The 10068-nt window shown below is 69.2% G+C and carries 10 protein-coding genes; all 10 read right to left on the reverse strand.

Features of this window, described 5'->3' with window-relative positions:
- Positions 1-635 (reverse strand): TerC family protein (locus ABNT58_RS09835; protein WP_348753308.1); only part of this gene is annotated, 635 nt, incomplete at its 3' end.
- A gap of 145 nt (positions 636-780) precedes the next feature.
- The gene (locus ABNT58_RS09840) at positions 781-1131 is read right to left on the reverse strand and encodes a hypothetical protein (RefSeq protein ID WP_348753309.1); all 351 of its coding nucleotides are present in this window, start codon (positions 1129-1131) and stop codon (positions 781-783) included.
- Positions 1132-1194: 63 nt separating this feature from the next.
- A complete protein-coding gene (locus ABNT58_RS09845; RefSeq protein WP_348753310.1) occupies positions 1195-1470 on the reverse strand; it encodes a hypothetical protein in 276 nt (91 codons plus the stop codon).
- A gap of 112 nt (positions 1471-1582) precedes the next feature.
- Positions 1583-3193 carry a histidine kinase famiy protein gene (locus ABNT58_RS09850; RefSeq protein WP_348753311.1) on the reverse strand — a complete coding sequence of 537 codons (1611 nt, stop codon included), beginning with the start codon at positions 3191-3193 and terminating at the stop codon, positions 1583-1585.
- A gap of 144 nt (positions 3194-3337) precedes the next feature.
- On the reverse strand, positions 3338-4723 hold the full coding sequence (locus ABNT58_RS09855) for an ELWxxDGT repeat protein (RefSeq protein ID WP_348753312.1): 1386 nt from the start codon (positions 4721-4723) through the stop codon (positions 3338-3340).
- Complete coding sequence (locus ABNT58_RS09860) at positions 4720-5400, reverse strand: PEP-CTERM sorting domain-containing protein (protein WP_348753313.1); 681 nt, start codon at positions 5398-5400, stop codon at positions 4720-4722. Before ABNT58_RS09860 ends, ABNT58_RS09855 begins: the two co-directional genes overlap by 4 nt.
- Positions 5397-6170, reverse strand: coding sequence for a PEP-CTERM sorting domain-containing protein (locus ABNT58_RS09865; protein ID WP_348753314.1), 774 nt, complete (start codon positions 6168-6170; stop codon positions 5397-5399). The genes ABNT58_RS09860 and ABNT58_RS09865 overlap by 4 nt, the downstream gene beginning before the upstream one ends.
- 16 nt (positions 6171-6186) lie before the next feature.
- Positions 6187-8223 (reverse strand): PQQ-binding-like beta-propeller repeat protein, encoded by a 2037-nt coding sequence (locus ABNT58_RS09870; RefSeq protein ID WP_348753315.1) that lies wholly within the window; start codon positions 8221-8223, stop codon positions 6187-6189.
- Positions 8224-8380: 157 nt separating this feature from the next.
- Positions 8381-8944 (reverse strand): PEP-CTERM sorting domain-containing protein, encoded by a 564-nt coding sequence (locus tag ABNT58_RS09875; RefSeq protein ID WP_348753316.1) that lies wholly within the window; start codon positions 8942-8944, stop codon positions 8381-8383.
- A 13-nt stretch (positions 8945-8957) separates the two neighbouring features.
- Positions 8958-9902 (reverse strand): ThuA domain-containing protein, encoded by a 945-nt coding sequence (locus ABNT58_RS09880; RefSeq protein ID WP_348753317.1) that lies wholly within the window; start codon positions 9900-9902, stop codon positions 8958-8960.
- Between the last annotated feature and the right edge of the window lie 166 nt (positions 9903-10068).

The raw sequence follows: 10068 nt of genomic DNA on the forward strand, positions 1-10068 counted from the left end.
GCCGTCAGCGCCATGCCCACCATCACCAGGAAGGCCAGCGCCAGCACCTTGACCGACGGGTGGCTGTCGACGAAGTCGCCGATGGTCTTGGCGGCGAACAGCATCACGCCCACCGCGGCGATCACCGCGGCCACCATCACCGGCAGCTCGTCGACCATGCCCACCGCGGTGATCACCGAGTCGAGCGAGAACACGATGTCGATCACCGCGATCTGGCCGATGGTGCCCCAGAAGGCGCGGGCGCCCGCGGCCTTGATCTGCTCGGGCGTGGCGGTGGATTCGGGCGGGCCGTCCAGCTCATGCGCTTCCACTTCCACGAAGATCTCGTGCGAAGCCTTGTACAGCAGGAACAGGCCCCCCAGCAGCAGCACCAGGTCGCGCCCGCTGATGCCCTGGCCCGCGATGGTGAACAAGTCCTTGGTCAGGCCCATCACCCAGCTCAACGAGAACAGCAGCGCCAGCCGCGAGACCATCGCAAAGCCCAGGCCCAGCCGGCGCGCCTTGTCGCGGATGTCCGGCGGCAGCCGGCCCACCAGGATGGAGATGAAGATGATGTTGTCCACGCCGAGCACGATCTCCAGCGCGGTGAGCATCGCGAAGGCGATCCAGATGTTGGGGTCGAGAAGAAAGTCCATGGTGTGCAGTGGCGCCACGCTGCGGCCGGCGGCCGCAGGTGCGCATGTGGGTCGTGGTGAAAAGGAGTACAGCGCGAAGCAAGCTTGCCGGCTGCGCGTGGCAGCCGCAAGACGGGCAGCACCTGAAGGGGCCGCTGCCCGGGTGTCAGGCGGCGCGGCAGGGCGGGCGTTGCAGGCCGTCCAGGTAGGGCGGCAGCGGAATGGCGGCGGCGCGGCCGCGCAGCCAGGCGGTGGCCGCAGGGCGGCTGGGCCAGGTGGGGGCGGGTGCGGGCATCACGCCGGGACCATCGCCCAAGCCATCCAGGCCGTTGTTGCTGAGGCTGCGGCCTTCGGCGGGCTCGCCGGCCAGCGCGCCTTCTTCGGCGCTGGCCCAGCCGAGGCTGCAGGCCAGTTCCAGCGCATCGCAGCCCAGCAGGGGCACCGGCTCCACATGCGCGGCTGCGCCGGTGCACAGCAGCACCAGCGCAACGAGGAAGGCGATGAGCCGCGGATGCATGGGACGGCGATTCTAAGAGTCGCCCCCGGGTGGGCAGCCGCGGGTGTTACTTACAGGCCGGGATCACTTGTCCTTGGCCGGGGTGACTTCCACCTTCGGCACTTCGATGGTCCGCTCTTCCTTCTTGATCGTCGGCACTTCCACGGTCTTCTGTTCCGTGGTCACGTTCACGTCCGGCGTCTTCACGTCGTACTTGGGCAGCGTGACGTTGCCTTCCTTTTCCTTCTCGACGCTGTACTTGGGCAGCGTGACGTCGCCTTCCTGCGTCTTCTGAACGTCGCAGGCGGCCAGGCCGAGGGTGCCGATCAGGGCAGCGGAAACGAGAGCGATGCGGACCATGGAAATCTCCTCTTGTGGGTGGGTGGATGAATTGTTCGATGTGACCGTGCGGCGGCGTGTGGGACAGCTCCGGCACCGGCGGTAGGACGCCCGCGCCCGCTGGCATGCGCCGTCAGCTGGTGCCGTTGCTGCCGTCCAGCGTGTTGCGCACCTTGCGGGTCAGGTCGCTTTGCGAATAGGGCTTGAAGATCATGTCGTAGTGGGTGCCGCCCCAGCGGTCGGGCGTGGAGTCGGCAAAGCCGGTCATCAGCAGCACCTTGAGGTCGGGCCGGCGCACCTGGGCCTCGCGGGCCAGCATCACGCCGTTCATGCCGCCCGGCATGATCAGGTCGGTCAGCAGCAGGTCGAAGGGGCCGTCGGTCTCCAGCAGCTCCAGCGCCTCGCGGGCGGAGCCGCATTCCATCGCGGTATAGCCGGCATCGCGCAGCATCATCGCGGCCATCTCGGCGATCTCGCGGCGGTCGTCCACCACCAGCACCCGCTCATGGCCCGAGGCGGCGCGCGTGGCGCCGCTCGGCGCCGGCTTGGTCACGTAGTCGGTGGTGGCCGGAAAGTACAGCCGCACCGTGGTGCCGTCGCCCACCTCGGAATAGATGTTGGCCGCGCCGCCGCTTTGCTTGGCAAAGCCATACACCATCGACAGGCCCAGGCCGGTGCCCTGGCCTTCCTCCTTGGTGGTGAAGAAGGGGTCCATCACCCGTGGCAGCAGCTCGGGCGCAATGCCGCTGCCGTTGTCCGTCACCGCGATGCGCACGAAGCGGCCCACCGCCGGCACGCCATGGGTGTGGGCGTCGTCGGCCGACACTTCCACGTTCTCGGTGCGGATGGTGAGCACGCCGCCACCAGGCATCGCGTCGCGGGCATTGAGCAGCAGGTTCAGCAGCGCCACCTCGGCCTGCGTGGGGTCGATGCGGCAGTTCCACAGCTGCGGGTCCAGCTCGGTGCGCAGGGTGATCGAGTCGCCCAGCGAGCGCTTGGCCAGGTCGGCGGTGTTCAGCGCCAGGTCGTTGAGGTTGATCACGCGGCCGCGCAGCTGCTGCTTGCGGGCAAAGGCCAGCAGCTGCTGCGTCAGCGTGGCCGACTTGCGCGTGGCCTCGCGCGCATTGAGCAGCGCCTTGTTGAGCGTGGCATCCGCTTCGTCCAGCGTCTTCACGCGCCGCGCCATCACATCCAGGTTGCCCAGGATCAGCTGCAGCAGGTTGTTGAAGTCGTGGGCGATGCCGCCGGTGAGCTGGCCCAGCGCTTCCATCTTCTGTGCCTGGCCCAGGGCCGATTCCGCGTCCTTGCGGCGGCTGACGTCCAGCTGCGACGAGAAGAAGTACAGCAGCTCGCCCGCATGGTTGCGCAGCGGCGTGACGAACAAGGCGTTCCAGAAGCTGCTGCCGTCCTTGCGGTAGTTCAGCAGCTCGGTGGCGTATTCGCGCTCTTCGGCGATGTGGCGCCGCACCTCGGCCACCGCATGCGGGTCGGTGTCGGGGCCCTGCAGGAAGCGGCAGTTGTGGCCCAGGATCTCGTCCTGGCTGTAGCCGGTCATCTCCAGGAAGGCGTTGTTCGCGAACACGATGGGGTTGTCCGGCAGCCTGGGGTCGGTGATGACCATGGGCATGCGGGTGGTTTCCACCGCGGCGAAGAAGATGTCTCGCCCGGCCGGGCCCGAGCCGAAGCCTTCGGTGTCCAGCGCCACGGGGGCGTGTTTCGGCGTGAGTCGGGGCGTGTTGGCCAAGGGCATTCCTTTGCGAGCTGTTCGCAACGAAATTTATCCAGGGCCGGGTGCAGGCCATGTCAGCAGCCGCCGACAGATCAGGTCGCCATTTGTCGCCTGTGGCGGCCGGCATGCGCCGCCGGCCGCAGCCGGCGGCGGGGGTGCTCAGGGCAGGGCCGTGATGCGGCCGTCGGGCGCCAGCGTCCACAAGCGGGTCAGGCCTTCGGCGCCATCGGCGATGAAGAACACCGTGTCGCCCACCCGCGTGAAGTCGTGCGGGTAGCTGCTGCCGGTGCCGGGGTTCAGGTCGGCCAGCAGGCGCGTGCCTTCGGCCGTGCCGTCGCTGATGTGCAGCTCGTAGCCCTTGTCGGGGTGCAGGGCGGCAAACAGCAGCTGCCGCCCATGCGCCCACAGCCGGTTGGGCGCCGAAGGGCTGGGGCCGGGCACCAGGTCGGCCACCATGCGGGTGCCGCCGCGTGTGCCGTCGGTGGCCCACAGCTCGGAGCCATGCAGGCCGTCGTTGGCGCTGAAGTACAGCAAATCGCCCGCTGGGGTGAGGAAGCTGGGCACCGCATGCGCCGGGCCGGGCGCGATGTCGGCCACCAGCTGCAGCTGCCGGCCTTCGCCATCGCAGCGCCACAGCTCGGTGCCGTGCTGGCCATCGTCGGCCGCGAAGTACAGCGCGCCGCGCCAGGCGGTCAGGTAGCGGGGGTTGGCGCCCGTGGCGCCAGGGCGCTGGTCGGCCACCAGCCGCGTGCCGGCGGCGGTGCCGTCGCTGGTCCACAGCTCGCCGCCGTGGCGGCCGTCGTCGGCCACGAAGAAAAGGCGCCCGTCCACCACCACCAGCTGCTGCGGGTGGGCGGCTTCGGGGCCGGGGCGGATGTCCTTGACCAGCCGTGTGCCTTCGCGGGTGCCGTCGGTCACCCACAGCTCGGCGCCATGGCGGCCATCGTCGGCCACGAAGAACAGCTGGTCGCCCACCGCGGTGAACAGCCGGGGCGAAGAGCCGCCCGGGCCGGGGTGCAGGTCGGCCAGCAGCCGGGTGCTGGCGGCATCGCCACGGCTGGCCCACAGCTCGAAGCCGTGCTGCCCGTCGTCGGCCGAGAACAGCAACTGCCCGCCCAGCACCGCCAGGTGGTTGGGCAGGCCGTCGGCCGCACCGGGCTGAATGTCGGCCACCTGCCGGGTGCCGGCGGGCGTGCCATCGGTGCGCCACAGCTCCAGGCCGTGCTGGCCGTCGTTGGCGGTGAAGTACAGCGCGCCACCGGCGCCCGGTTCGCCCAGCAGCGTGAAGCCGCTGGGGTAGCTGCCCGCCGGCCCGGGCCGGATGTCCAGCAGCTGGCGCGGCGGTGCGCCACCGGCATCGGCCCGCCACAGCTCGAGCCCGCTGCGGCCGTCGTTCATCGCGAACAGCAGCGCGGGCCCGAAGGCGGCGGGCGCGGCCGGGGCGGTGCCGCCCGGCGCCGGCTGGGCCCCCAGCGGCCGGCCCAGCAAAATGGCGGCCGCGGCCAGCACCACGCCGGCGGCCAGCAGGCGGGCCCGGCGGCTCATCGGGCCGCCACCCCTGCACCAGCGCGGCGGCGCCGGCGGGCCACCCCGCCCAACACCGCCAGACCGGCCAGCGACAGGGCCACCGTGCCCGGCTCCGGCACCGCCGCCACGGTGTTGATGCCGGCCACCAGCTGCAGCTGCGGCCGCGAGCCGCGGGTGTCGAAGTCCATGCCGATCTTCACCTGCGAGACGGTGGCACCTTCGGCCACGCCGAAGAAGCTCAGGTCCACCATGGTCATGTTGACGTTGTAGTCGTCGACGATGGTGGTGGTCTCGGTGGTGAAGTACTGGCGCGTGATGCCGTTGATGGTGATGTTGAAGCTGTCGAAGCCCTCTTGCGAGTATTCGTAGGCTTCATGCCCGCGCTCGAACAGCGCCAGATCGTTGCCCGCGCCGTTGACCAGCAGCCGGTCGGTGAAGCCCAGCGTCACGTAGGCGCCGGGCGTCATCGACATCGCCCAGCTCGACAGGCTCTTGTCCGTCAGCACCTCGGTCAGCGAACCGCCCGAGGTGGTGTACACGCCGCTGGAAGCCACCAGCGTGTCGGCAAAGGCGGCTTCGTCGAGCTGCAGGCCGCCGATGTCCAGCGCATGGGCCGCGGGGGCGGCCAGCAGCGCAGCGGTCAGCGCCGCGCCGGTGCCGGCCAGGCGCCAGGTCTTGATGGATGCCAGGCTCATGCCGCCACCCCCTGGGTCAGCCGCTGCTGGCGCAGACGCCAGCCACCCAGCAGGCCCAGGCCCGCCAGCATCAGCGCCCATTCGCCCGGCTCGGGCACCGCCGCGGCGATGGCCGTGCCATAGGCATTGGCGTTGAAGTTGTAGTAGCCCACGTCGTCGGCACTGGCCAGATTCACGGTGTAGGTGAAGCTGCCGCTGCGGGTGCCACTGCTGCCTTCGGCGGTGTGCAGCCGGTCGGTGAACGTGGCCGGGGTGGTGTCGGCGTAGTTGCCGGCCTCGAACACCAGCTGCGAATAGGCATAGGTGCTCAGCGGGTCGCCGGCCTGGGCATTGGCCGTCAGCGTGTAGTTGACGGTGAAGGTCACGCTGCCGGCCTGCGACAGCGAGAACTCGCCCAGCTGCGACGCATTGACGATGCCCACGTGCGGCTGGGCCGTATCGCTCACGTAGAACGGCGTGGCGCTGGCCGTGCCTTGCAGCAGGCCTGCGGGGGTGGTCGACACCTGGGCGCCGGCATGCGCCACTTCTGTAGACAAGCTGGTGGTGCTGCGGTCGCCTTTCAGGCCGTCGATCTGGTTGCCGCCCAGGCCGCCGGCTTCGCGCGATTCGACGAACAGGTCCTGGTAGCCGCCCCCCAGCCAGGTGAGGGTGCCGCCCGAGACGACTTGCGAGAACGAAGTGATCTGGAACGAGGCGGTGGAAGGCGCCGCCAGGGCGCCAGCCGAGCCAAGGATGAGCGCGGTGGCCGCGCCCAGCAGGTTGAGCTTCATGTGTGTCCTCCTGGTGTTAATAGACGACGACCTTGCCGGTGGCGCGCGGGCTGGTGCAGTCGTTGTAGAAGTACTCGCCCTTCTGGGTGAAGGTGTACGAGAACGACTGTCCCGGGGCCAGCGGGCCGGCATTGAACAGGCCTTCGAAGAACTGCGTGGCGCAGTGGTTCTTGGTGTTGGTGGCCGGGTTCAGGAAGGTGACGGTGGTGCCCTGCGGCACGCGCAGGTGCTGCGGCGCCATGGCGTTGGTGGTGTCCAGTTCCACCGCGCCCACGTTGCCGTTGCTGTAGCTGCGGTTGAGCACCACGGTGTTGTTCACCACCGTGCCTTCCACCGCGGCGGCCGTGATCTGGCGGCGGGTGGACGGCGGCACCGGCGCCGGCAGCGGCGGCACCTTGCCGCCGACCTTGAAGGCCCACAGGTAGTCGCCGCGGGGCGCATCGCTGAAGGGCAGGCCCGAGCCGCCGGCGAACACCGCCATGTACTGCTCGCCATCGATCTCGTAGGTGATGGGGCTGGCGTTGATGCTGGCACCGGTCTGGAAGCGCCACAGCTCACGGCCGTTGAGCGCGTCCAGGCCCAGCAGGTTGCCGTCGGGCTGGCCGATGAACAGCAGGTTGCTGGCGGTGGTCAGGATGCCGTTGCCGTGCGCGACGGACCAGGGCAGGTCCTTCTTCCACACCACCTGGTTGGTGGAGGGGTCGACCGCCACGATGCCGCCCGACATGCCGGTGCCCAGCGGGCGCAGGCCGTTGCTGGCTTCGGTCAGCGAGTGGGCCGAACCCACGTAGCCCACGCCGGTGTACATCCACTTCGTCGTATGGCTGAACGACTGGTGGTTCCAGTCGGCGCCGCCACCCTGGCCGGGGAAGGAGAGGATGGGCTCGTCCCAGTGCGCGGCATACAGGCAGCCGGTCTTGAAGTTGGGCACCGCACGGGCCGGGCCTTCGGTGGTGGGGCAGGTGGGCACGAAGCTGCCGCCGCGCGGCCACGGCTGCGTCGGCCAGCTCTTCTGGCGCGGGTCCACCGGCACCGGCTTCTCGTCGATGCCCAGCAGCGGCTGGCCGTTGCTGCGGTCCAGGATGTAGTACATGCCGGTCTTGCTGCCGTACACCACCGCCTTCTTGTTCTGGCCGCCCACGCGGATGTCGGCCAGCACCGGCGCCATCACGTTGTCCATGTCCCAGATGTCGTGGTGGATGGACTGGAAGTGCCACTTGTAGGCGCCGGTCTTGGCGTCCATCGCCACGATGGAGTTGGCGAACAGGTTCTGGCCGCCGCGGGTGGAGCCGTTCTGCGAAGAGCCCGCGCGCGCATTGCCGAAGGTCCAGTACAGCGTGTTCAGCTCGGGGTCGATGGCGGGGTGGATCCAGGGCGTGGCGCCACCTTCGAGGTAGCTGTTGCCCTCCCAGGTGTCGCCGCCGATGGTGCCGGGCGCCGCCGCGCCGAAGAAGTGCCACACCAGGTCGCCGTTGGTGGCGTTGATGGCCAGGCCGGCGCCGCGATCACCGTCGCTGGTGCCCACGTAGATCATCTTGTCGTGGTACACCACGGCCACCTTGGCGATGTTGCCGTAGCCCTGGTACTGCTTTTCCCAGACCACCTTGCCGGTGGCCTGGTCCAGCGCGATCACGTAGTTGCCGGTGGTCAGCGTGTACACCTTGCCATCGCCCACGGCCACGCCGCGACGCGTCTGGCCGCCGCGTCCGGGGTTGTAGCTCCACTTGACCACGCCGGTCTTGCCGTCCACCGCATGCACGCGGCCTTGCGCGGTTTCGATGAACAGCACGCCATTGACGGCCACGGCGGTGCTTTGCGCATTGCCGGCCTTGGCGCCGCCTTCCAGGCTGGTCATCCAGGCGGCGCCCAGCTGGCGCACGTTGGCCTTGTTGATCTTGGCCAGCGACGAGTAGTTCTGGTTGCCCAGGTTGCCACCCACCTTCGGGAAGTCGGTGGTGGTGGGCAGGCAGCAGTTGTCGGCGGCCGAAGCCAGCTGGGCCGCGGCCAGCAGGCCGGCGCCAATCAGCAGCCGCAGGGTGGGATTGAAGGTCATCGTGTACTCCGGGGTGGATGGGTCGATGCGGAAGGTCGGGCGCAGGCCCGCCCAGCGGGTGCGCGAGATGGGCTCGCGCCCGCTGCCGGGCCTGTGCGTCAGGCAAGCAATCGGGTGGGGCCACCAAGGGCCCCGGTCGGGTCAGCCGGTCAGGGGGTCAGCCCGGCGTGTCGGCTCGTCGGCGGCGGGCCGCGGTCAGGCCCAGCGCGGCCAGGCCGGCGGCCAGCGAAGCCCAGGTGGCCGGCTCGGGCACCGGCGCGGCCACGTAGTCGAAGGTCAGCTTGCCGCTGTGCCACACGCCGTCGGCACCCGAGAGGTCCTTGACCTCGTCGTAGAACTGCAGCTTGAGCTGGCCGTCGCTGCCCAGGCGGAAGCCCAGGCCCTGGTTCAGCAGGTCCAGGCTGCCGCTGGCGCTGTAGCGGCCTTCGGTGTTGCGGTCGGGGGCCGGCAGGAAGTCGATGCCTTCGCCCGATTGGCCGGTGATGCTCAGCGAGATTTCGCTCAGCCAGCTGCCGGTGTAGGCCTCCACGTCGACCTCGTAGCGCAGGCCGGTGATGAACGAGCCCGCGCCCAGGTTGAAGCTGAGCTGGGTGTTGCCCGGCTCATCCAGTTCACCCTGGCTGAGCACGTTGTCGAAGCCGAAGCTGAAGCTGGCGGCGCTGGCCGGCAGCGCGGCGGCCAGGCCCAGGGCCAGGGCGCCAAGTGCAAGGTACTGCTTCATGACTGCGCTGGCCTTACTGGGTGCAGAAGGGCGACAGGCCCATGGTCGACTTCACGCCTTGCACCACCATCTTCTGGAACTGCGCCGCGCCCGGGCCGCTGCCGGTGAAGGAGGTGGCGTTGTGGCCCAGCGTGGTCAGCCAGGCGCGGCCGCCGTCGTAGTACTGGCACCAGGCCACCGGGAAGAAGTCGGGGTGGCCGGGGTGCGGCGGCGCATCGGGCGGGTTGAGCGTGCTCACGTCCACCTTGGCCAGGAACTTCACGTTGGTGGGGAAGGGCGCGAGGTTGTACCACTCGTCCTGGAACTCGAAGCGGGTGGACACGCCGGCGGTGGACGGGTCGTTGCCGATCAGCTCCACCACGCCATTGCGGTTGGCCGAGTGGTTGTAGAAGTTGGCATTGCCCAGCAGGCCTTCGTAGTAGGGCCAGTTGTATTCGGCACCGAAGGCGTTGTGGATGGCCACGAAGCCACCGCCACGGCGCATGTAGTTGCGCAGCGCGGTGCGGGCCGCGTCGTTGCTGGTGGTGGCCGCGGCGTTCCACAGCGTGTCGCGGTTGCTGCTGGCAAAGATCACCGTCTTGTAGTTGTTGATGCGGCCCGACAGCACCGTCACGTCTTCGGTCCAGTCGGCCTGGATGCCTGCGGCGTTGAGCATGCTCACCAGGCTGCGCTGCATCACGTTGGCATCGGCCAGCGGCGGGTTCAGGCCGGCGGGCAGCGCCGGGCCCAGGTTGGCGTGACGCGGGCCGGCGGTGCGCGAGTAGATGAGCACGCGGTTGGGCGTGTTGTCGAAGGCGTGCCAGTCGTTGTAGCACTCGGGGCTGGTGCCCCGGCACACGTTGTAGTACGGGTCGATGTTCTTCGAGTTCACCTTCTTGGCGGTCTGGGCCTGGGCGCCGAAGCAGCTCAGCACCGCGGCCGCGGCCAGGGTGAATTTCAGGGTCTTGCTTGTCGTCATCACGGGTCTCCTCTCTGGGTGGTCTCAGGGCAAAAAGTCAGTAGAACCAGCTGGCGGGCACCGTCACCAATGCCGGGAACAGCACCATCAGCATCAGCAGCGCGAACTGCGCGGTCAAAAAGGGCAGCACGCCGCGGGTGACCTCGTCCATGCCGACCTTGCCCAC

The organism is uncultured Aquincola sp., from assembly GCF_964001545.1.
GTDB lineage: Bacteria > Pseudomonadota > Gammaproteobacteria > Burkholderiales > Burkholderiaceae_C > Aquincola.